This is a genomic window from Streptomyces sp. NPDC088261 (genome assembly GCF_044740805.1).
Taxonomy (GTDB): Bacteria; Actinomycetota; Actinomycetes; order Streptomycetales; family Streptomycetaceae; genus Streptomyces.
In genome coordinates this window covers 87,054-108,631 of sequence record NZ_JBIURL010000011.1, presented here as the reverse complement: position 1 = coordinate 108,631, position 21,578 = coordinate 87,054, and the positions used below count along the sequence as shown (strand labels likewise).

The 21,578-nt window shown below is 70.1% G+C and carries 19 protein-coding genes; 16 read left to right on the top strand and 3 right to left on the bottom strand.

The genetic code is table 11. The features are described from left to right. Nucleotides 1-94: 94 nt before the first annotated feature. Nucleotides 95-571 carry a hypothetical protein gene (locus ACIODU_RS22070; protein ID WP_401769578.1) on the bottom strand — a complete coding sequence of 159 codons (477 nt, stop codon included), beginning with the start codon at nucleotides 569-571 and terminating at the stop codon, nucleotides 95-97. A 210-nt stretch (nucleotides 572-781) separates the two neighbouring features. Here ACIODU_RS22070 and ACIODU_RS22065 point away from each other — a divergent pair, with 210 nt between their 5' ends. Then, entirely contained in the window at nucleotides 782-1,759 is a 978-nt protein-coding gene (locus ACIODU_RS22065) for an ArsR/SmtB family transcription factor (RefSeq protein ID WP_401769577.1), read from the top strand. Nucleotides 1,760-1,823: 64 nt separating this feature from the next. On the opposite strand, the gene ACIODU_RS22060 is transcribed toward ACIODU_RS22065, so the two are convergent. Continuing rightward, a complete protein-coding gene (locus tag ACIODU_RS22060) occupies nucleotides 1,824-2,783 on the bottom strand; it encodes an NAD-dependent epimerase/dehydratase family protein (protein ID WP_401769576.1) in 960 nt (319 codons plus the stop codon). Nucleotides 2,784-2,945: 162 nt separating this feature from the next. Here ACIODU_RS22060 and ACIODU_RS22055 point away from each other — a divergent pair, with 162 nt between their 5' ends. After that, the gene (locus ACIODU_RS22055) at nucleotides 2,946-3,722 is read left to right on the top strand and encodes an alpha/beta hydrolase (RefSeq protein ID WP_401769575.1); all 777 of its coding nucleotides are present in this window, start codon (nucleotides 2,946-2,948) and stop codon (nucleotides 3,720-3,722) included. Nucleotides 3,723-3,754: 32 nt separating this feature from the next. On the opposite strand, the gene ACIODU_RS22050 is transcribed toward ACIODU_RS22055, so the two are convergent. Beyond that, complete coding sequence (locus ACIODU_RS22050) at nucleotides 3,755-4,618, bottom strand: C40 family peptidase (RefSeq protein ID WP_401769574.1); 864 nt, start codon at nucleotides 4,616-4,618, stop codon at nucleotides 3,755-3,757. Between the two features lie 809 nt (nucleotides 4,619-5,427). Between ACIODU_RS22050 and ACIODU_RS22045 the strand changes: the two genes are divergently transcribed. The 14 genes from ACIODU_RS22045 to nuoN are packed head-to-tail and all read left to right on the top strand — an operon-like array spanning nucleotide 5,428 to nucleotide 21,574. Then, nucleotides 5,428-5,787 carry an NADH-quinone oxidoreductase subunit A gene (locus ACIODU_RS22045; protein WP_161310778.1) on the top strand — a complete coding sequence of 120 codons (360 nt, stop codon included), beginning with the start codon at nucleotides 5,428-5,430 and terminating at the stop codon, nucleotides 5,785-5,787. Nucleotides 5,788-5,806: 19 nt separating this feature from the next. Then, nucleotides 5,807-6,361 carry an NADH-quinone oxidoreductase subunit B family protein gene (locus tag ACIODU_RS22040; RefSeq protein WP_161310777.1) on the top strand — a complete coding sequence of 185 codons (555 nt, stop codon included), beginning with the start codon at nucleotides 5,807-5,809 and terminating at the stop codon, nucleotides 6,359-6,361. Further along, complete coding sequence (locus ACIODU_RS22035; RefSeq protein ID WP_356425823.1) at nucleotides 6,358-7,125, top strand: NADH-quinone oxidoreductase subunit C; 768 nt, start codon at nucleotides 6,358-6,360, stop codon at nucleotides 7,123-7,125. The genes ACIODU_RS22040 and ACIODU_RS22035 overlap by 4 nt, the downstream gene beginning before the upstream one ends. Beyond that, nucleotides 7,125-8,447 (top strand): NADH-quinone oxidoreductase subunit D, encoded by a 1,323-nt coding sequence (locus ACIODU_RS22030; protein WP_161310775.1) that lies wholly within the window; start codon nucleotides 7,125-7,127, stop codon nucleotides 8,445-8,447. Before ACIODU_RS22035 ends, ACIODU_RS22030 begins: the two co-directional genes overlap by 1 nt. Nucleotides 8,448-8,482: 35 nt before the next feature. After that, nucleotides 8,483-9,328 carry an NADH-quinone oxidoreductase subunit NuoE gene (gene nuoE, locus ACIODU_RS22025; RefSeq protein WP_356425987.1) on the top strand — a complete coding sequence of 282 codons (846 nt, stop codon included), beginning with the start codon at nucleotides 8,483-8,485 and terminating at the stop codon, nucleotides 9,326-9,328. Beyond that, a complete protein-coding gene (gene nuoF, locus ACIODU_RS22020) occupies nucleotides 9,328-10,689 on the top strand; it encodes an NADH-quinone oxidoreductase subunit NuoF (protein WP_327235042.1) in 1,362 nt (453 codons plus the stop codon). The genes nuoE and nuoF overlap by 1 nt, the downstream gene beginning before the upstream one ends. Then, complete coding sequence (locus tag ACIODU_RS22015; RefSeq protein ID WP_401769573.1) at nucleotides 10,686-13,196, top strand: NADH-quinone oxidoreductase subunit G; 2,511 nt, start codon at nucleotides 10,686-10,688, stop codon at nucleotides 13,194-13,196. Before nuoF ends, ACIODU_RS22015 begins: the two co-directional genes overlap by 4 nt. Beyond that, nucleotides 13,193-14,602, top strand: a complete 1,410-nt coding sequence (gene nuoH, locus ACIODU_RS22010; protein ID WP_401769572.1) for an NADH-quinone oxidoreductase subunit NuoH — start codon at nucleotides 13,193-13,195, stop codon at nucleotides 14,600-14,602. The genes ACIODU_RS22015 and nuoH overlap by 4 nt, the downstream gene beginning before the upstream one ends. Beyond that, entirely contained in the window at nucleotides 14,595-15,311 is a 717-nt protein-coding gene (gene nuoI / locus ACIODU_RS22005) for an NADH-quinone oxidoreductase subunit NuoI (protein WP_401769571.1), read from the top strand. The genes nuoH and nuoI overlap by 8 nt, the downstream gene beginning before the upstream one ends. After that, nucleotides 15,308-16,135: an NADH-quinone oxidoreductase subunit J gene (locus ACIODU_RS22000; RefSeq protein WP_161306880.1), complete on the top strand. Its 828-nt coding sequence runs from the start codon at nucleotides 15,308-15,310 to the stop codon at nucleotides 16,133-16,135. Before nuoI ends, ACIODU_RS22000 begins: the two co-directional genes overlap by 4 nt. Further along, complete coding sequence (gene nuoK / locus ACIODU_RS21995; RefSeq protein ID WP_161306881.1) at nucleotides 16,132-16,431, top strand: NADH-quinone oxidoreductase subunit NuoK; 300 nt, start codon at nucleotides 16,132-16,134, stop codon at nucleotides 16,429-16,431. The genes ACIODU_RS22000 and nuoK overlap by 4 nt, the downstream gene beginning before the upstream one ends. A 14-nt stretch (nucleotides 16,432-16,445) precedes the next feature. After that, the gene (gene nuoL / locus ACIODU_RS21990) at nucleotides 16,446-18,341 is read left to right on the top strand and encodes an NADH-quinone oxidoreductase subunit L (RefSeq protein ID WP_401769570.1); all 1,896 of its coding nucleotides are present in this window, start codon (nucleotides 16,446-16,448) and stop codon (nucleotides 18,339-18,341) included. A gap of 6 nt (nucleotides 18,342-18,347) precedes the next feature. After that, on the top strand, nucleotides 18,348-19,925 hold the full coding sequence (locus ACIODU_RS21985; protein ID WP_356425837.1) for an NADH-quinone oxidoreductase subunit M: 1,578 nt from the start codon (nucleotides 18,348-18,350) through the stop codon (nucleotides 19,923-19,925). Continuing rightward, nucleotides 19,922-21,574 (top strand): NADH-quinone oxidoreductase subunit NuoN, encoded by a 1,653-nt coding sequence (nuoN, locus tag ACIODU_RS21980; RefSeq protein ID WP_401769569.1) that lies wholly within the window; start codon nucleotides 19,922-19,924, stop codon nucleotides 21,572-21,574. Before ACIODU_RS21985 ends, nuoN begins: the two co-directional genes overlap by 4 nt. The last annotated feature ends 4 nt before the right edge of the window (nucleotides 21,575-21,578 follow it).

Below are 21,578 nucleotides of genomic sequence, written 5' to 3'. Positions count from 1 at the left end.
CCGCCCACGACCGGGCCGACGGTCCACGACCGGCCCGACCGGGCCGCACGGCACAAGGCCGAGCGGCCCGGCGGACGGCGACCGGACAGCTCGGTCAGCAGGGGCGCAGTGAATACACCGGACCCCAGTCCGCCGTACCTTCGCTGTATGCGGTCGATCGCATATTGACGAGCTCGCCGCCGGACTGCCCGTAATACCGGGCGATCGTCCCCGGGGTCTGGTTGTTCTCCCACGGACCCGTGCCGTACCAGTTGGAAACGGTCCACACCTTGCAGGTGGTGAAGCTGAACGTGGTGCCGCGTACGACCATGCACAGGTACTTGTAGCTACAGATCAGATCAGCATTGGGCACAGCTTTGGTCGCGGTGAACCCGTTGTAGTCCATGGTCTTCGCGTCGACCCGGCGGCCCTGGGCAGCGACGTCCGCGCCCATGACCGAAGCGACCGTGGCCTGGACTTCGCTGAGCCCGTTGTCCTGTGCTGCGGCGGCCGAGCCCGTCATGCCCAGCAGCGTGGCCGCCATCAGCATGCTCACGGCCATCGCCGTGCCTATGCGTTGTACCGGATTCATCTGGTCTGTTCCCTCCCTCGTGGCCTGCCCGCCCGTGCCGTCGATGCCTTGATCGTCAAGCGGAACAGGGTGTTTGACTCGGGTGCACACCAGAGTGACCGGCCTCCGGGCCGGTTCGCGAGGTCCTGTCGTCCCGGCCGAAAGACGCTGGTCGAGGGAGGTGCGGAGCGTCGAGAATGGGAGGAGGGCCGGCGTGGGAAAGGGGTACCTGTGCGGATACGGCTGCACTTCACCACCGAGGATCTGGCGCGGCTGAGGATAGCCAGGAGCCCGGACCCGCTCTGGGAGATCGTGCTGAGCCTGAACATCCTGGCGAACACCCAGGGCCGGGCCGTATTCGACCCCTGGCGCGCACGCAGCAGGGAGCGATTATCCGGCCTGCCCAGGCCGCAGGTCCGGCTGCTCCGCTATCTGGCCCCCGGAACAGGGCCCTTCCCCGACTTCCTGACCCCGACGCCGACGGCCCCTGACGTGGCGACGGACATTGAGACAGTCATGACCACGCCGGCCCGGCAGTTACGCCGCGACCTGGGCGTTCTCGCCACCGCGCCCTCCTGGGCCAGGCCGCTGGCCGACGCCGACGGGACCGCCCTCGCCGGTCTCGGCGACGCACTCCACGGGTACCACCACGCCGCGATCGCACCCCTCTGGCCGAGGATTCAGGCGCTCGTCGACGCCGACCGGGCTGTGCGCGCCCGTGCCCTGCTCGACCACGGCATGGACGGACTGCTGAACAGCCTGCGGCCGATCCTGCGGTGGTCACCCCCGGTGCTGGAGGCGGACTATCCCGTCGACCGCGATCTCCACCTGGCCGGACGGGGCCTGCTTCTGGTGCCCTCGGTGTTCTGCTGGCGCACCCCCGTCACCTTCATCGACGACGACCTCCCCCCGGTTCTGGTCTATCCGGTCGTCCAGGAACCGGGCTGGTGGGGCGACCCGGGCCGCCGCGCCGGTCGCGGCGCCCTCGCCGCGATGCTCGGGCCGACCAGGGCGGCGGCTCTGTGCGTCATCGAGGACGGCTGCTCGACGGGGGAACTCGCCCGCCGCATCGGCGTCACGCCACCGACGGCGAGTCAGCATGCCGCCGTGCTCCGCGAGGCGCGGCTGGTCGTCTCCACCCGCCGGAACAACACCGTGATCCACACCCTCACCCCGTTGGGAGCCGCGCTCGTCAAGGAGAACGCCTGACCACGCAGGCGGTCCGCGCTGCCACCTCGCGCGGGCCCCGCCCTGGAGCCCGGCAGGACACGCCCTAGCTGCCGGCCGCCGTGCGGTACGTCGCCAGCGTGTCGGGCACCGCCTGCTCCGCCGGGGTCGCCGTCGCGCCGAGGTGTTTGGTGATCTTGGTGCTGTCGACGACGAACGGCTCCTTGAACTCGTACAGCATCTCGGTCAGTTCACGCATGAGCGGGTTCGCGACGCCCAGCGTGCGCATCACCACGGGCGGGAGCGAGCGCACCTTGGCCCCGGGGTGGCCCGCCGACTCCTGGACCAGGGCGACGAGTTGGCGGGTGGTGCGGGTGACCGGGTCGTTCGGGAGGTGCCAGACCTCGCCCGCCGCGTCCGGGTGCTCGCCGAGGAGGGCGAGGCCCTCGCCGATGTCGGGGATGTAGGTGTACGTGTGCGGCTGGTCCGGGTCGCCGAGGACCGTGGCCGTCCGGCCGCGCAGCGCCGCCTTGAAGACCGTGTCGCCGAGGACGGACTGCCGGCCGCCGCCGGGCCCGTAGTAGTCCGAGGCGCGGCCGATGGTGACCTCGACGCGGCCCGCGCGGTGCGCGGCGAGCAGGTCCTGGGCCATCCGCGCCCGGACCGCGCCCTTGCGGGTCGTGGGCGCGTCGGCGTGGCCCTCGGTGAGGGGGCGGCCCTGGGGAGGCCCGTACATGTAGACGTTGTCCATGCTCACCAGCCGCGCCCCGGCGGCCTCCGCGGCGGCCACCACCCCTGCCTGGAGGCCGGGGAACTCCTCGGCCCAGCGGTGGTACGGCGGGTTGAGGATCTGGTACACCACCTGCGCGCCCTCGGCGACGGCGGTGGTGAAGGCGGGGTCGGTGGCGTCCCCGGCCACGACCTCGACCCCGTCGGGCACCGGCGCGGAGCCCGAGCGGTTGACCATCCGTACGTCCCGCGGCTGTTCGCCCCGGCGCAGCAGCGCGGCGAGCGTGGCCCGGCCGATGGCGCCGGTACCGAAGATGACATGGCGGGGAGTGCTCACGGGGGCGTCCTTGGGGGGAGGGCGACAGCAGGTGGCGTGTCGGCGCCACGGCTCCGGTGGAGCGCCCAGCGTACGGGTCCCGCCCCGCTCTTTCCCGGGTTGTACGGCGAGCGTCGGGGCTTTTTCCCGGGCGTACGATCACGGGGTCAGGGGGAGGGTGCGATGCGGTGTGACGTCCGGGGCGAGGAGCGCGGGGTACGGCGCTTCCCCTTCCCGTGCGACGGCGAGACGCTCACCTGCTCCGTGACCACGCCCGCGGAACCGTCGGCGCGCCGGGCGACCGCCGTCCTGCTCCACGGCGCGGGCACGAGCGAGCACCGGCGGCTGGACGCGCTCGCCGGGGACCTCGCCGCTCGGGGGCACACGGTCGTCGCCTTCGACTTCTCCGGGCACGGCGGCAGTTCGGGTTCCCTCGGCGAGCTGAGCCTGCGGCGGCGGTTCGCGCAGGCGCGGGCCGTGATCGACGCGCACGCGCCGCCCGGCGACGCGCTGGTGCTCGCCGGATTCAGCATGAGCGGCCAGACGGTGGCGGACCTGACCGCCCACTACGGGCGCCGCGTGACGGCCCTCGGCCTCTGCGCCCCGGCGGTGTACGCGCGCCGGGCGTGGCGGCTGCCGTTCGCGGACGGGTTCACCGGCGTCATCAGGACCCCGGAGAGCTGGCGGGACTCGGCCGCGCTCGACACCTTCCGTACGTTCACCGGGCGCGCGGTCCTGCTCGTACCGGCGCACGACACGGTGATCCCGGCCGCGGTGACCCGGGCGGTCGCGGAGGCGCTGGGCGCGCGCGCCTACTTCACGCACCTCGTGCACGCCGGAGCGGACCACAAGCTGGGCCTGTGGCTGCGCGACCACCCCCGGGAACGGGGCGAGTTCGCGGCCGCGCTGGTGGACCCCGTACAGCCGGAGCCCGCACGCCGACAGCCCGCCTCCCCCTGAACGGGACCCGGGCCGTCGTACGTACGAAAAACTCAGAGCACCCGCACCGCACCGGTCGGCGGGTCCCAGTCCAGGGACTTCTCGACCACACCCGTGCCCGGGTTCTGCGCCCCCACGAACTCGCCGCCGCCCACGTAGATCGCCGTGTGGTACGCGCTGCCCGCGCTTCCCCAGTACAGGATGTCGCCCGGCTGGAGGTTGCTCAGGGAGACCTGCGTGCCCGCGGTCGACTGGTCCTGCGAGACGCGCGGCAGGTCCACACCGATCTGCTTGTACGCGGCCTGCACCAGACCCGAGCAGTCCCACGCGTTGGGGCCCGTCGAACCCATCACGTAGGCGTCGCCGACCTGCGCCCGGGCGAAGGCGATGAGCGCGCCCGCGGAACCGCTGGCCGTCGAGGTGTACGAGGCGGTCTTCGCGGTGGCCGAGCCGGAGCCGGTGGAGCTGCCGGAGCCGCCGGAACTCGCCGACTGCGTGGAATACGTGGCCTTCTCGGCCGCGGCCTGCGCCGCCGCCTTCGCCTTGGCGGCCTTCGCGGCGGCCTCTTCGCGCTTCTTCTCGGCCTCGGCCTTGCGGACCGCCTCGGCCTTCGCCTTGGCGACCTTCGCGGTGTGCGCGGCCTTCGTGGCCGCCGCGTCCTCCTGCGCCCGGAGTTCGAGGACGGACGCGACCTGCTGCGTGGCCGCCGCGGACTGCGCGACGCTGTCGGCGAGCCCGGCGGTCAGGGTGGGCATTTCGATGGTCTTCTCGGTCACCGGCTCGGCGTGCGCCGGCCCGGCGGCACCGGCGACCGCGATGCTGCTGAGAACACCCCCGGCAACTCCGGCGCGGATGGCCGTTTTCGACGCGCTGCGGCGGGGTTTCCGGTGGCTGGTTATCTGAGCGGTGTGGGACATGGTCATACCGCTATCAGGCGGTCCCGGGTGGGCGTCAAGAAACGTGTCCTGCGCCACATTTGTGGCTGGAATCTGTGAATCCGCTTTCGAACGGCCTTTATTGACGCCGTAACGGGCAAAACGGGCACACGTGATCATGGCTGTGATCACATGCTTTTCGTCAAACGCCCGAATTGCCCCTGACTTACCATCCCTTCACACCCTTGGCCAAGCCCGCCTTTTCGGGCAGTCGGCCCGAGTGGTACAGGTCACAGGATGGTCACCGCGCTGCGACCGGATGGTTACGGCGCCACCGCCGGGCCCGAATGGCCGGGAAGGGCGCCCCCTGTCAGCCCCGTCACCACCGTCACCCTCGTCGCCCTCTGTCGCTCGTGAACGCGCGCACGTGTCCACCTCGCTCCCGCCGACCCCCTCGCCCGGGTGACGGCGGATGCCTTATCACCCCAAAGCGTTCCGTCGCCAATTTGCTTGTATATGACATCGCTTGATAATGCGAACCCCCTCCCACCAGCGACGACCGGTACGGATGTCACATCTCGTAACCGCCGGGACGCTTCGTGTGCGAAGATCACCGCTCATCCGACTTCATGATCCTTCGTCAGGTGGTGGAGATCACAAAGTCGGTGGTGTACCCCGTGTCGCAGATCACAGACCACCAGGCATAGGATGCGGGGCAGTCGGGCTTGTGAACTGCCTCACATGTACACGATCTTCGGTGATCCGGTGCCGGGAATCCGTGGTGGGGCGGCGACACGAAATCGCCCGGTGCGGTCCAACGGTCAAGGACGACTGGAAGGAGCTGAGGGGCGTTGAATGCCTACGCACCCATCCTCGTGCTCGGCGCGCTCGGTGCTGGGTTTGCGATCTTCTCCGTGGTCATGGCCACGCTTATCGGCCCAAGACGGTACAACCGGGCCAAACTTGAAGCGTACGAGTGCGGCATCGAGCCCACGCCTACGCCGGCCGGAGGCGGCCGCTTTCCCATCAAGTACTACCTGACGGCGATGCTCTTCATCGTCTTCGACATCGAGATCGTCTTCCTTTACCCCTGGGCCGTCACCTTCGACTCCCTGGGGATCTTCGGGCTCGTGGAGATGCTGCTCTTCGTGCTCACCGTCTTCGTCGCCTACGCGTATGTGTGGCGGCGGGGCGGTCTGGAATGGGACTAAAGGGGCTGAGGGGCCACCAATGGGACTCGAAGAGAAGCTGCCTAGCGGTTTCCTGCTGACCACGGTCGAACAGGCCTCGGGGTGGGTGCGGAAGTCCTCCGTATTCCCCGCCACCTTCGGCCTCGCCTGCTGCGCCATCGAGATGATGACGACCGGCGCCGGGCGGTACGACCTGGCACGGTTCGGCATGGAGGTCTTCCGCGGTTCGCCGCGGCAGGCCGACCTGATGATCGTGGCCGGGCGGGTGAGCCAGAAGATGGCGCCCGTCCTGCGGCAGGTCTACGACCAGATGCCGAACCCCAAGTGGGTGATCTCCATGGGGGTGTGCGCCTCGTCGGGCGGCATGTTCAACAACTACGCGATCGTGCAGGGCGTCGACCACATCGTGCCGGTCGACATCTACCTGCCCGGCTGCCCGCCGCGTCCCGAGATGCTGTTGGACGCCATTCTCAAGCTCCACGAGAAGATCCAGAACTCCAAGCTCGGGGTCAACGCCGAAGAGGCGGCCCGCGAGGCGGAGGAAGCGGCCCTCAAGGCGCTCCCGCTGATCGAGATGAAGGGGCTGCTGCGGTGAGCGGCGAGCAGCGTCCCGGCACGTCCGGGCGGAACAACGGGTCCGGCGCGGACGGGCAGGACGGAAAGAACGTTCCCTCCGCGCGCGACGACCACGGCGAGGTCATCGGCGTACGGAAGGGCATGTTCGGCGCCAACAACGGCGGCGACACCTCCGGTTACGGCGGTCTGCGCAGGACGGTCGCCCTGCCGGGCTCGACCTCCCGCCCCTTCGGCGGCCCGAACGGGGTCTTCGACCAGATCGCCGACGAGCTCGAAGGCGCGCTGGAGGAGCAGGGACTCGTCCCCGGCAACGCGATCGAGAAGACGGTCGTGGACCGCGGCGAGGTCACCTTCCACATCGCCCGCGAGCACCTGCTCCAGGTCGCGCGCACCCTGCGCGACGACCCGGCGCTCCGCTTCGAGCTGTGTACGGGGGTGTCGGGCGTCCACTACCTCGGGGACAAGGGCCGTGAGCTGCACGCCGTGTACCACCTGCGCTCGCTCACGCACGGCAGGCTGATCCGCCTGGAGGTGTCGGCGCCGGACGCCGACCCGCACGTGCCGTCCCTGGTCTCGCTCTACCCGACCAACGACTGGCACGAGCGCGAGACGTACGACTTCTTCGGCCTGATCTTCGACGGCCACCCCGCCCTGACCCGGATCATGATGCCGGACGACTGGCAGGGCTTCCCGCAGCGCAAGGACTATCCGCTCGGCGGGATCGCCGTCGAGTACAAGGGCGCCCAGATCCCGGCTCCGGACCAGCGGAGGTCGTACTCCTGATGAGCACTTCACATGCGTCGGCCCGCGAGACCACCGAGGGCACCGTCTACACGGTCACCGGTGGGGACTGGGACGAGGTCGTCCAGTCCGCCGCGAAGTCCGACGACGAGCGGATCATCGTCAACATGGGTCCCCAGCACCCGTCCACCCACGGGGTGCTGCGGCTGATCCTGGAGATCGAGGGCGAGACCGTCACCGAGGCCCGCTGCGGCATCGGCTATCTGCACACGGGCATCGAGAAGAACCTCGAATTCCGCAACTGGACGCAGGGCACCACCTTCGTCACGCGCATGGACTACCTGACGTCGTTCTTCAACGAGACGGCGTACTGCCTGGGCGTGGAGAAGCTGCTCGGCATCGAGGACGACATCCCGGACCGGGCCACCGCCGTCCGCGTCCTGCTGATGGAGCTGAACCGGCTCTCCTCGCACCTGGTGTGCATCGCCACCGGCGGCATGGAGCTGGGCGCGACGACGATCATGATCTACGGATTCCGTGATCGTGAACTCATTCTCGACGCCTACGAGCTGATCACCGGCCTGCGCATGAACCACGCGTTCATCCGGCCCGGCGGACTCGCCCAGGACCTGCCCCCCGGCGCCGTCGACCAGCTGCGCGAGCTGCTGCGGACCCTGCGGAAGAACCTGCCCGAGTACGACAAGCTCGCCACCGGCAACCCCATCTTCAAGGCCCGGATGGAGGACGTCGGCTACCTCGACCTGACCGGCTGCATGGCGCTGGGCGCCACCGGGCCGATCCTGCGCGCCGCCGGACTCCCGCACGACCTGCGCAGGTCGGACCCGTACTGCGGGTACGAGACGTACGAGTTCGACGTCCCGACCGCCGACACGTGTGACGCGTACGGCCGCTTCCTCATCCGCCTGGAGGAGATGCGGCAGTCGCTGCGGATCGTCGAGCAGTGCCTGGACCGGCTCGCGCCGGGCCCGGTGATGGTCGCCGACAAGAAGATCGCCTGGCCCGCGCAGCTCGCGCTCGGACCCGACGGGCTCGGCAACTCGCTCGACCACATCAAGAACATCATGGGCACGTCCATGGAAGCGCTCATCCACCACTTCAAGCTGGTGACGGAGGGCTTCCGCGTGCCGGCCGGGCAGGCGTACGCCGCCGTCGAGTCGCCCAAGGGCGAACTGGGCGCGCACGTCGTCTCCGACGGGGGCACCCGCCCCTACCGGGTCCACTTCCGCGACCCGTCCTTCACCAATCTCCAGGCCATGGCGGCGATGTGCGAGGGCGGCCAGGTCGCCGACGTCATCGTCGCCGTCGCGTCCATCGACCCCGTGATGGGAGGCGTCGACCGGTGACCGTCCAACCGACCAATTCCGAGGTCAGCCTGGGGATGCCCCAGCTGCCGGCCCCCGACTTCCCCGCCGACGTGCGCGCGCGGCTGGAGGCGGACGCCAGGGAGATCATCTCCCGCTACCCCGGCGCGCGTTCCGCGCTGCTGCCGCTCCTGCACCTCGTACAGGCGGAGGAGGGGTACGTCTCCCGTACGGGCATGGCCTTCTGCGCGGAGCTGCTCGACCTGACCACCGCCGAGGTCACGGCCGTCGCGACCTTCTACACCATGTACCGGCGCAAGCCGGGCGGCGACTACCAGGTCGGGGTCTGTACGAACACGCTCTGCGCGGTGATGGGCGGCGACGCCATCTTCGACGAGCTGAAGGAACACCTCGGCGTCGGCAACGACGAGACCACCGAGGACGGCAAGGTCACGCTCGAACACATCGAGTGCAACGCGGCCTGCGACTTCGCGCCCGTCGTGATGGTCAACTGGGAGTTCTTCGACAACCAGACCCCGCAGAGCGCCAAGCAGCTCGTCGACGACCTGCGCGCGGGCCGCCCGGTCGAGCCGACCAGGGGCGCGCCGCTCTGCACGTACAAGGACACCGAGCGGATCCTCGCCGGCTTCCCCGACGAGCGCCCCGGCGCCGTCGGGGCCACCGGCGGCGCGGGCCCCGCCTCGCTGATCGGCCTGCGGCTCGCCAAGGGCGAGGCCCCGCAGCGGGTGGTCAGGCCGCGCGACGGCGGGCACTCCCCGGACGCGCACCCGCAGGACGCGCCGCCCCAGGACGCCCCGCCGCAGCCCGGCTCCCAGCACCTCAGCTCGCACGACGCACCGCAGCGCACCTCGGACTCCGACCCGGACCACCCGGCCGGCCCCACCGCCGAGGAGGGGAAGTGATGACGATGGCACCCGAGATCGACGAGAACGGCACCAGCCCCGAGAAGCTCCTCGCCCCCGTCCTGTCCGCGTTCTGGGACCAGCCGGAGTCCTGGACGCTGGAGACGTACGAACGGCACGACGGGTACGAAGGCCTCAAGAAGGCCCTCGCCATGACGCCCGACGACCTCATCGCGTACGTGAAGGACGCGGGTCTGCGCGGCCGGGGCGGCGCCGGCTTCCCCACCGGGATGAAGTGGCAGTTCATCCCCCAGGGCGACGGAAAGCCGCACTACCTCGTCGTCAACGCCGACGAGTCGGAGCCCGGCACCTGCAAGGACATGCCGCTGCTCTTCGCCAACCCGCACTCCCTCATCGAGGGCATGGTGATCGCCTGTTACGCGATCCGCTCCTCGCACGCCTTCATCTACCTGCGCGGCGAGGTCGTCCCCGTCCTGCGCCGGCTGCACGAGGCCGTACGGGAGGCCTACGCGGCCGGGTACCTCGGCAAGGACATCCTGGGCAGCGGGATCGACCTCGACGTCGTCGTGCACGCGGGCGCCGGCGCGTACATCTGCGGGGAGGAGACCGCGCTGCTCGACTCGCTGGAGGGCCGTCGCGGACAGCCCCGGCTGCGTCCGCCCTTCCCCGCCGTGGCGGGTCTCTACGCGAGCCCCACCGTGGTGAACAACGTCGAGTCGATCGCGTCCGTTCCCGCGATCCTGCACCGCGGCAAGGAGTGGTTCCGCTCGATGGGCAGCGAGAAGTCCCCGGGCTTCACGCTCTACTCGCTCAGCGGCCACGTCACCAGTCCCGGCCAGTACGAGGGCCCCATGGGCCTCACCCTGCGCCAGCTGCTCGACATGGGCGGCGGGATCAGGGCGGGCCACCGGCTCAAGTTCTGGACGCCGGGCGGCTCCTCGACCCCGATGTTCACCGACGAACACCTTGACGTCCCGCTGGACTACGAGGGCGTCGGCGCGGCCGGCTCGATGCTCGGCACGAAGGCGCTCCAGTGCTTCGACGAGACGACCTGTGTCGTACGGGCCGTGACGCGCTGGACCGAGTTCTACGCCCACGAGTCCTGCGGCAAGTGCACGCCCTGCCGCGAAGGCACCTACTGGCTCGTGCAGTTGCTGCGGGACATCGAGGCCGGCAAGGGCGAGATGTCCGACCTCGACAAGCTCAACGACATCGCCGACACGATCAACGGCAAGTCGTTCTGCGCGCTCGGCGACGGCGCCGCCGCCCCGATCTTCTCGTCGCTCAAGTACTTCCGCGACGAGTACGAGCAGCACATCACGGGCAAGGGCTGCCCCTTCGACCCCGCGAAGTCCACCGCGTGGGCAGACCGGAACCCGCACCAGGAGGTGAACGCATGACAGTCACCACGTCGGCCCCCTCCGGAGGCGGCGAGGCGGCGCTCCCGCCGGAAGACCTCGTCTCGCTGACGATCGACGGCATCGAGATCTCCGTCCCCAAGGGGACGCTGGTCATCCGCGCCGCCGAGCTGCTCGGCATCGAGATCCCGCGCTTCTGCGACCATCCGCTGCTCGACCCGGTCGGCGCCTGCCGCCAGTGCATCGTGGAGGTGGAGGGCCAGCGCAAGCCGATGGCCTCCTGCACCATCACCTGCACCGACGGCATGGTCGTCAAGTCGCAGCTCAGCTCACCCGTCGCCGAGAAGGCGCAGCGCGGCGTGATGGAGCTGCTGCTCATCAACCACCCGCTGGACTGCCCGGTCTGCGACAAGGGCGGCGAGTGCCCGCTCCAGAACCAGGCCATGCAGGTCGGCGACCCGGACACGCGCTTCGAGGGCAGGAAGCGTATGTACGAGAAGCCCGTCCCGATCTCCACGCAGGTGCTGCTGGACCGCGAGCGGTGCGTGCTCTGCGCGCGCTGCACCCGCTTCTCCGAGCAGATCGCGGGCGACCCGATGATCGAGCTGCTGGAGCGCGGGGCGCTCGAACAGGTCGGCACCGGCGAGGGCGACCCCTTCGCGTCGTACTTCTCCGGCAACACCATCCAGATCTGCCCGGTCGGCGCGCTCACCTCGGCGGCGTACCGCTTCCGGTCGCGCCCGTTCGACCTGGTCTCCTCGCCGAGCGTGTGCGAGCACTGCGCGGGCGGCTGCGCGACCCGTACCGACCACCGGCGCGGCAAGGTCATGCGGCGGATGGCGGCCGACGACCCCGAGGTCAACGAGGAATGGGTCTGCGACAAGGGGCGGTTCGGCTTCCGCTACGCGCAGAAGCCCGACCGGCTCACGACCCCGCTGATCAGGAACGCGGACGGTGACCTGGAGCCGGCGAGCTGGCCCGAGGCGCTGGAGGCCGCGGCCCTGGGGCTGGCCGCCGCGCGCGGCCGGGCGGGGGTGCTGGCCGGCGGCCGGCTGACCGTCGAGGACGCGTACGCGTACGCCAAGTTCGCCCGGGTCGCGCTCGACACGAACGACGTCGACTTCCGCGCGCGCGTGCACAGCAGCGAGGAGGCCGACTTCCTGGCCGCCCATGTGGCGGGCCGGGGACGGGACCTGGACGGTACGGGGATCACGTACACCACGCTGGAGAAGGCACCGGCCGTCCTCCTCGCGGGCTTCGAGTCCGAGGAGGAGGCGCCCGGCGTCTTCCTGCGGCTGCGCAAGGCCGCGCGCAAGCACGGACAGCGGACGTACTCCCTGGCCACGCACGTCACACCGGGCCTGGAGAAGGCCGGGGGCACCCTGCTCCCCGCCGCTCCCGGCACGGAGACCGACTGGCTGGACGCCCTCGCGGGCAACACCGCCCTGGACGGTGACGGCGCGCGGGCCGCCGAGGCGCTCCGCGCGCCCGGCGCCGTGATCGTCGTCGGCGAACGGCTCGCGGCCGTGCCCGGCGGCCTCACCGCCGCCGCCCGCGCCTCGGTCGCCACCGGCGCGACGCTGGTGTGGATCCCGCGGCGGGCCGGCGAGCGCGGCGCGGTGGAGGCGGGCGCGATCCCGTCGCTGCTGCCCGGCGGACGCCCGGCCACGGACCCGCGGGCCCGTGAGGAGACCGCCGCGGTCTGGGGCGTACGGGAACTGCCGCACGCCTACGGGCGCGACACCGGCCAGATCGTCGAGGCCGCCGCGACCGGCGAGCTGGGCGCCCTGGTCGTCGCGGGCGTCGAACTGGCCGACCTGCCGGACCCGGCGGGCGCGCGGGCCGCGCTCGACGCGGTCGGCTTCCTGGTCTCGCTGGAGCTGCGGCCGAGCGAGGTCACCGACCGGGCGGACGTGGTCTTCCCGGTGGCGGCCGTCGCCGAGAAGCCCGGCACGTTCCTCAACTGGGAGGGCAGGGCGCGGCTGTTCGAGGCGGCGCTCAAGCCCGAGCAGATGACGCGGCGCCTGGCCCCCTCCGACGCGCGTGTCCTCCACATGCTGGCGGACGCGCTGGACGTGCACTTCGCGCTGCCCGACCACCGGGCCGTACGGTCCGAACTGGACCGGCTCGGCGGCTGGGACGGCTCCCGGGCCACCGCGCCGCGCGAGTCGGCCCGTCCGGTGCCGCGCCCCGGCGACGGCGAGGCGGTCCTCGCGGGCCACCGGCTGCTCCTCGACCAGGGCCTGCTCCAGCAGGGCGACGAGGCGCTGGCCGGCACCCGGCACGCGGCGGTCGCCCGGCTCTCCGCCACGACGGCCGCCGAGACCGGCGTCAAGGACGGCGACCCGCTGGCCGTCACGGGCCCGGCGGGCACGGTCACCCTCCCGCTGCGGGTCACGGTGATGCCCGACCGGGTGGTCTGGCTGCCGCTGAACTCCACGGGCCGCGGCATCCCGGCGGACACCGGCTCCCAGCCGGGAACGCTGGTCCGTATCGCCCCGGCCGGTGCGCCGGCCGCGGACGCAGAAGCGCCGGAGGTGCGCGCATGACCGCCTTCGCCCCCCTCGCGGCGGCTCCTCACACCGTCCACACCGTCCTCGCCGCCGAGGACCTGTCGCTGTTCGGCCGCGACCCGTGGTGGCTCGTGGTCGTCAAGGCCGTGTTCTGCTTCGCGTTCCTGATGGTCACCGTGCTGTTCTCCATCGTGTGGGAGCGCAAGGTCGTCGCCTGGATGCAGCTGCGGATCGGCCCCAACCGGCACGGTCCCTGGGGCATGCTCCAGTCGCTCGCCGACGGCATCAAGCTGATGCTGAAGGAAGACCTGATCGTCAAGCGCGCGGACAAGGTCGTCTACGTCCTCGCGCCGATCGTCGCCGCGGTCCCCGCGTTCATGGCGATCGCCGTGATCCCGTTCGGCCCGTCCGGCAACGAGGTCTCGATCTTCGGCCAGCGCACCACGATGCAGCTGACCGACCTGCCGATCGCGATGCTGTACGTCCTCGCGGTCGCCTCGATCGGCATCTACGGCATCGTCCTGGCGGGCTGGTCCTCCGGGTCGACGTACCCGCTGCTCGGCGGGTTGCGGTCGGCCGCGCAGATGATCTCGTACGAGATCGCCATGGGCGCCGCGTTCGCCTCCGTCTTCCTCTACTCGGGGTCGATGTCGACCTCGGCGATCGTGGAGGCGCAGGCGGACCGCTGGTACGTCGTGCTGCTGCCGGTCTCCTTCATCATCTACGTCATCACGATGGTGGGCGAGACGAACCGCGCCCCCTTCGACATGCCCGAGTCCGAGGGTGACCTCGTCGGCGGCTTCAACACCGAGTACTCGTCCATCAAGTTCGCGATGTTCATGCTCGCCGAGTACGTCAACATGGTCACTGTCTCGGCCGTCGCGACCACCCTCTTCCTCGGTGGCTGGCGCGCTCCGTGGCCCATCTCCACCTTCTGGGAGGGCGCGAACCACGGCTGGTGGCCGATGCTCTGGTTCGTCGTCAAGGTCCAGCTGCTGCTCTTCTTCTTCATCTGGCTGCGCGGCACGCTGCCGCGTGTGCGCTACGACCAGTTGATGAAGCTGGGCTGGAAGGTCCTGATCCCGGTCTCGGTGGTCTGGCTGATGCTGGTCGCGACCGTACGGGCCCTGCGCAACGAGAACTACGACTTCCAGTCGATCGTGCTGTACGTCGGCGGGGCGGTCGTCGCGATCCTGCTGCTCTCCTTCGTCGCCGACATCTTCCGCGACAAGAAGGAGCGGGCCGACGCCGAACGGGAGCCGGAGCCCCCGGCCTTCGACCCGATGGCGGGCGGATTCCCCGTACCACCGCTGCCCGGGCAGACGCTGCCACCGGTGCCGCGCAGGCGTCCGCGCACCGAGCGCGAGCTCGTTGTCAGTGGTGGGGTCGACACTGTGAGTGACGGTACCGAGAGTGACGGAAAGGAGGCTGACAGTGTCTGACTCTTCGCAGGACTCCACGCGGGACTCCTCGCAGGTCTCCCGGCGGAACCCCGCGCGGGACGCGTCGAACGACGCTTCGCAGGCGGAGAACCCCCGCGCCCCGAAGAACCCGGTCGCGGGCTTCGGCGTGACCTTCAAGGCCATGTTCAAGAAGCGGCTGACCGAGCAGTACCCGGAGCAGCAGAAGGTGACGGCGCCGCGCTTCCACGGCCGTCACCAGCTGAACCGGCACCCGGACGGCCTGGAGAAGTGCATCGGCTGCGAGCTGTGCGCCTGGGCGTGTCCGGCGGACGCGATCTACGTGGAGGGCGCGGACAACACGGAGGAGGAGCGCTACTCCCCGGGGGAGCGCTACGGCCGCGTCTACCAGATCAACTACGCGCGCTGCATCCTCTGCGGCCTGTGCATCGAGGCGTGCCCGACGCGGGCGCTCACGATGACCAACGAGTTCGAGCTGGCCGACAGTTCGCGCGAGAGCCTCATCTACACCAAGGAGCAGCTCCTCGCGGGCCTGGACGAGGGCATGGTCGAGTCGCCGCACTCGATCTTCCCGGGCACGGACGAGCAGGACTACTACCGGGGGCTGGTCACGGAGGCCGCGCCCGGCACGGTCCGTCAGGTGGCGCTGAGCAAGGGCGAACGGCCGCAGGAGGCCGCGTCCACCTTCGGTGAGGACGAGCCGGCGTCGAAGAAGGTGATCGGGTCGTGAACGCACTCACCGCCTCCACCACCCTCGCGGCGTCCGCCACGTCGACCGGCGAGGCCGTCCAGTTCTGGATCCTCGGTACAGTCGCGGTGGTCGGCGCCTTCGCCACGATCCTCATGAAGAGGGCCGTGCACAGCGCGCTGAGCCTGGCCGCGACGATGATCATCCTGGCCGTCTTCTACCTGGCCAACGGCGCCTACTTCCTGGGCGTCGTCCAGATCATCGTCTACACCGGCGCGATCATGATGCTGTTCCTCTTCGTGGTCATGCTGGTCGGGGTCACCGCCGCGGACTCCCTCAAAGAGACGCTCAAGGGCCAGCGCTGGCTGGCCCTGGTCTGCGGACTCGGCTTCGGCGCCCTGCTGATCGGGGGCATCGGCAACGCGTCGCTGAACTCGTTCGCCGGCCTCGGCCAGGCCAACGCGGGCGGCAACGTCGAGGGACTGGCCGCGCTGATCTTCACCAAGTACGTCTTCGCCTTCGAGATCACCGGCGCGCTGCTGATCACGGCGGCCGTCGGCGCCATGGTCCTCACCCACCGCGAGCGCACCGAACGGGCGCTGACGCAGCGGGAGATGGCCGAGGACCGCGTCCGCAAGGGCGTCCACCTGCCGCCGCTGCCCGCCCCGGGTGTCTACGCCCGGCACAACGCGGTGGACATCCCGGGCCTGCTGCCGGACGGCACGGTCTCCGAGCTGACCGTCAACAAGACCCTCAAGGACCGCGGCCAGATCCGCGACGTGTCGAGCGAGGCCATCGCGGACCTCAAGGCGCTGGAGCAGCGGTCCACCGACCGGCTCGGCCGCGAGGAGGAGATCAAGCGATGAACCCGGTCCACTACCTCTACCTCGCGTCGCTGCTCTTCACCATCGGGGCCACCGGTGTGCTGATCCGGCGCAACGCGATCGTGGTGTTCATGTGCATCGAGCTGATGCTCAACGCCTGCAATCTCGCGTTCGTCGCCTTCGCCCGGCTGCACGGCAATCTCGACGGGCAGGTCATCGCCTTCTTCGTGATGGTCGTCGCCGCCGCGGAGGTCGTGGTCGGGCTCGCGATCATCGTGTCGCTCTTCCGCTCCCGCCACTCGGCCTCGGTCGACGACGCCAGCCTGATGAAGCTCTGAGGGGTCGCTGAATCGTGGAGAACTTGATTGCGCCGCTCATCGCGGCGCCTCTGCTCGGAGCGGCGGTCCTGCTGTGCGGCGGGCGCCGGCTCGACCGCCTGGGCCACTGGCTCGGTACGGCGCTGGCCGGCGCGTCGTTCGTGATCGGCGTGGTGCTGTTCAGCGACATGCTCGGCAGGAGCGGTGAGGACCGCGCCCTGCACCAGCACCTGTTCAGCTGGATCCCCGTCGAGGGCTTCCAGGCGGACGTCGCCTTCCAGCTCGACCAGCTGTCGATGACGTTCGTCCTGCTGATCACCGGTGTGGGCACGCTGATCCATATCTACTCGATCGGGTACATGGAGCACGACGAGCGGCGCCGCCGCTTCTTCGGCTACCTGAACCTGTTCCTGGCGGCGATGCTGCTGCTGGTCCTCGCCGACAACTACCTGCTGCTGTACATGGGCTGGGAGGGCGTGGGCCTCGCCTCGTACCTGCTGATCGGGTTCTGGCAGCACAAGCCCAGCGCGGCCACCGCCGCGAAGAAGGCCTTCCTGGTCAACCGCGTCGGTGACGTGGGCCTGTCCATCGCGATCATGCTGATGTTCACGACCTTCGGGACCTTCGCCTTCGGCCCGGTGCTGGAGAACGCGACGGACGCCACCGAGGGCAAGCTGACGGCCATCGGCCTGATGCTGCTGCTCGCCGCGTGCGGCAAGTCGGCCCAGGTGCCGCTCCAGTCGTGGCTCGGCGACGCGATGGAGGGCCCGACCCCGGTCTCGGCCCTGATCCACGCGGCGACGATGGTGACCGCGGGCGTCTACCTGATCACCCGCTCCGGCGCGATCTTCAACGGGGCGCCCGACGCCCAGCTGGTGGTCGTGGTGGTCGGCGCGGTGACGCTCCTCTTCGGTGCGATCGTCGGTTGCGCCAAGGACGACATCAAGAAGGCCCTGGCCGGGTCGACAATGTCGCAGATCGGCTACATGATCCTGGCGGCGGGCCTCGGCCCGATCGGGTACGTCTTCGCGATCATGCACCTGGTGACGCACGGCTTCTTCAAGGCCGGGCTCTTCCTCGGCGCAGGTTCGGTCATGCACGGCATGAACGACGAGGTGGACATGAGGAAGTACGGCGGCCTGCGCACGTACATGCCGGTCACGTTCGTCACCTTCGGCCTCGGCTATCTGGCGATCATCGGCTTCCCCGGCCTCTCCGGCTTCTGGTCCAAGGACAAGATCATCGAAGCGGCCTTCGCCAAGGGCGGCACGGAGGGCTGGATCCTCGGCGCCGTCACCCTGCTGGGCGCCGCGATCACCGCGTACTACATGACCCGCGTGATGCTGATGACCTTCTTCGGCGAGAAGCGCTGGGAGCCGGACGCCGAGGGCCACGAGCCGCACCCGCACGAGTCGCCCAAGTCGATGACGATCCCGATGATCGTGCTCGCCTTCGGCTCGGTCTTCGCCGGCGGGCTGTTCTCCCTGAACAGCGCCTTCGTGAACTGGCTGGAGCCCGTCACCGGACACGACCACGGCCACTCGCCGGTCAGCGCCGCGACGGTCACCGCCTCCACGGTCGTGGTGCTGCTCATCGGCGTCGGCATCGCCTGGGCGCAGTACGGCAGGCGCCCGGTGCCCAAGGTCGCCCCGCGCGGCTCGCTGCTCACCCGCGCCGCCCGCCGCGACCTCCTCCAGGACGACTTCAACCACGTCGTCCTGGTCCGCGGCGGCGAACACCTCACCCGCTCCCTGGTGTACGTCGACCACACCCTGGTCGACGGCGTGGTCAACGGCACCGCGGCGTCCTTCGGCGGGCTCTCGGGCCGGCTGCGCAAGCTCCAGAACGGTTACGCCCGCTCCTATGCGGTCTCGATGCTCGGAGGTACGGCAGTGCTCATCGCCGCGACCCTGCTGATGAGGGCGGTGTAAACGGACATGTCGTTCCCCTATCTGACGGTGGCGGCGGCGCTGCCGGCGGTCGGCGCGATCGCCACGGCGGCCGTGCCCGCCGCCCGGCGTACCTTCGCCAAATGGCTGGCGCTCCTGTTCTCCCTCGCGACGCTCGCGGTGGCCGCCGTCGTCCTGGCCCTCTTCGAGCCGGGCGGCGACCGCTACCAACTCACCGAGTCGCACGCCTGGATCAAGGACTTCGGCGTCAGGTACGAACTGGGCGTGGACGGCATCGGCGTCGTGCTGATGGCGCTGACCGCCCTGCTGATCCCGTTCGTCATCCTGGCGGGCTGGCACGACGCCGACCCGCTGGAGGACGCCGCGCCGAACCGCCGCTGGCGGCCGACCCAGGGCTTCTTCGCGCTCATCCTGATGGTCGAGGCGATGGTGATCCTCTCCTTCGAGGCCACCGACGTCTTCCTCTTCTACATCCTCTTCGAAGCCATGCTCATCCCGATGTACTTCCTCATCGGCGGCTTCGGCGACCGGGCGCACGCGGGCGGGGACGAGGCGGCGGCGACGCAGCGCTCGTACGCGGCCGTGAAGTTCCTCCTGTACAACCTGGCCGGCGGGCTGATCATGCTCGCCGCGGTCATCGGCCTGTTCGTCGTCGCCGGGACGTTCTCGCTCTCCGAGATCGCCGACGCGCGGGCCAACGGCTCGCTGTCCATGGCGACCAGCACCGAGCGGTGGCTGTTCCTCGGCTTCTTCTTCGCGTTCGCCGTGAAGGCCCCGCTGTGGCCGCTGCACACCTGGCTGCCCAACGCGATGGGCGAGGCCACCGCGCCGGTCGCCGTCCTGATCACGGCCGTGGTCGACAAGGTCGGCACGTTCGCGATGCTGCGCTTCTGCCTCCAGCTCTTCCCGGAGGCCTCCAAGTGGGCCACCCCGGTGATCCTGGTGCTCGCGCTGATCAGCATCGTCTACGGCGCGCTGCTCGCCGTCGGCCAGCGGGACATCAAGCGCCTGATCGCCTACGCGTCGATCTCGCACTTCGGCTTCATCATCATGGGCATCTTCGCGATGACCAGCCAGGGCCAGTCGGGCGCCACGCTCTACATGGTCAACCACGGGATCTCGACGGCCGCGCTGATGCTGGTCGCCGGCTTCCTGATCACCCGGCGCGGCTCGCGGCTCATCGCGGACTACGGCGGAGTGCAGAAGGTCGCACCGGTCCTCGCCGGTACGTTCCTGATCGGCGGTCTGGCCACGCTCTCGCTGCCGGGGCTCTCCCCGTTCGTCAGTGAGTTCCTGGTCCTGGTCGGCACGTTCAGCCGGTATCCGGCGGTCGGCATCATCGCGACCTCCGGCATCGTGCTCGCCGCGCTCTACGTGCTGGTGCTCTACCAGCGCACGATGACCGGGCCGGTGAAGGCGGCGGTCCAGGGCATGTCGGACCTGAGGGTCCGTGAGCTGGTGGTCGTCACCCCGCTGATCGCACTGCTCCTCTTCCTGGGTGTCTACCCGAAGCCGCTGACCGACATCGTCAACCCGGCCGTGAAACACACGATGTCGGACGTCAAGAAGACCGACCCCAAGCCCGAGGTGGAGGCCGCTCCGTGAGTGCGACAGTCGTCCACAGCCTGTGGACAACTTCGGCGGCCGGGGGGATCGACAAGATCCCGGCCCCCCATATCGAGTACGCGCAGTTGTCGCCCACGCTGATCGTGCTGGGCGCCGCGATCCTGGGGATCCTGGTCGAGGCCTTCGTCCCCCGGGGCAAGCGCTACCACACGCAGGTGTGGCTGTCCGTGGTCGCCCTGGCCGCCGGGTTCGCGGCGGTGATCGCCCTCGCCAACACCGGCTACGGCACGACCAAGGCGCACATCGCGGCCATGGGCGCCATCGCCGTCGACGGCCCGGCGCTCTTCCTCCAGGGGACGATCCTGCTGGCGTCGATCGCCGCCGTGTTCACCTTCGCCGAGCGCAAGCTCGACCCGGAGGCGCACGGCAAGCGCGTCGACTCGTTCGCCGCGCAGGGCGCGTCCGTCCCGGGCAGCGACAGCGAACAGGCCGCCGTCAAGGCCGGGTTCACCACCACCGAGGTGTTCCCGCTCGCCCTGTTCGCGATCGCGGGCATGCTGGTCTTCACGTCGGCCAACGACCTGCTGACGCTGTTCGTGGCGCTGGAAGTGTTCTCCCTCCCGCTCTACCTCCTCTGCGCCCTGGCCCGCCGCAAGCGGCTGCTGTCGCAGGAGGCCGCGGTGAAGTACTTCCTGCTGGGCTCCTTCTCGTCGGCGTTCCTGCTCTTCGGGATCGCGCTGCTGTACGGGTACGCGGGCTCGGTCTCGTACGCGCGCATCGCCGAGGTCGTCGACGGCACGGTCCAGACCGTGAACCCGGCCCTCGCCGACACCATGGGCAACGACGCGCTGCTGCTCATCGGCGGCGCGATGATCCTGATGGGGCTGCTGTTCAAGGTCGGCGCGGTGCCGTTCCACATGTGGACCCCGGACGTCTACCAGGGCGCGCCCACCCCCGTCACCGGCTTCATGGCGGCGGCGACGAAGGTCGCGGCCTTTGGCGCGCTGCTGCGGCTGCTGTACGTGGTGCTGCCGGGCCTGCGCTGGGACTGGCGTCCCGTCATGTGGGCGATCGCGATCATCACCATGCTGGGCGGCGCGATCGTGGCCATCACCCAGACCGACATCAAGCGCCTCCTGGCGTACTCGTCCATCGCCCACGCCGGCTTCATCCTGGCCGGTGTGATCGCGACGACGCCCGACGGCATCTCGTCCGTCCTCTTCTACCTGCTGGCGTACTCGTTCGTGACGATCGGCGCGTTCGCGGTGGTCACGCTGGTGCGCGACGCGGGCGGCGAGGCGACGCACCTGTCCAAGTGGGCGGGGCTGGGGCGGCGTTCGCCGCTGGTGGCCGCGTTCTTCGCGCTGTTCCTGCTGGCCTTCGCCGGTATTCCGCTGACCTCCGGCTTCTCGGGGAAGTTCGCGGTCTTCAAGGCGGCGGCCGACGGCGGCGCGGGAGCGCTGGTGGTGGTCGGTGTGATCTCGTCGGCGATCGCCGCGTTCTTCTACATCCGGGTCATCGTGCTGATGTTCTTCAGCGAGCCCAAGGCCGACGGCCCGACGGTCGCCGTGCCCTCGCTGCTGACGAGGACGACGATCGGTGTCGGCGGCGTGGTCACGGTCGTGCTCGGTGTCGCGCCGCAGTACTTCCTGGATCTGGCCAACCAGGCCGGAATGTTCGTGCGGTAGGGAG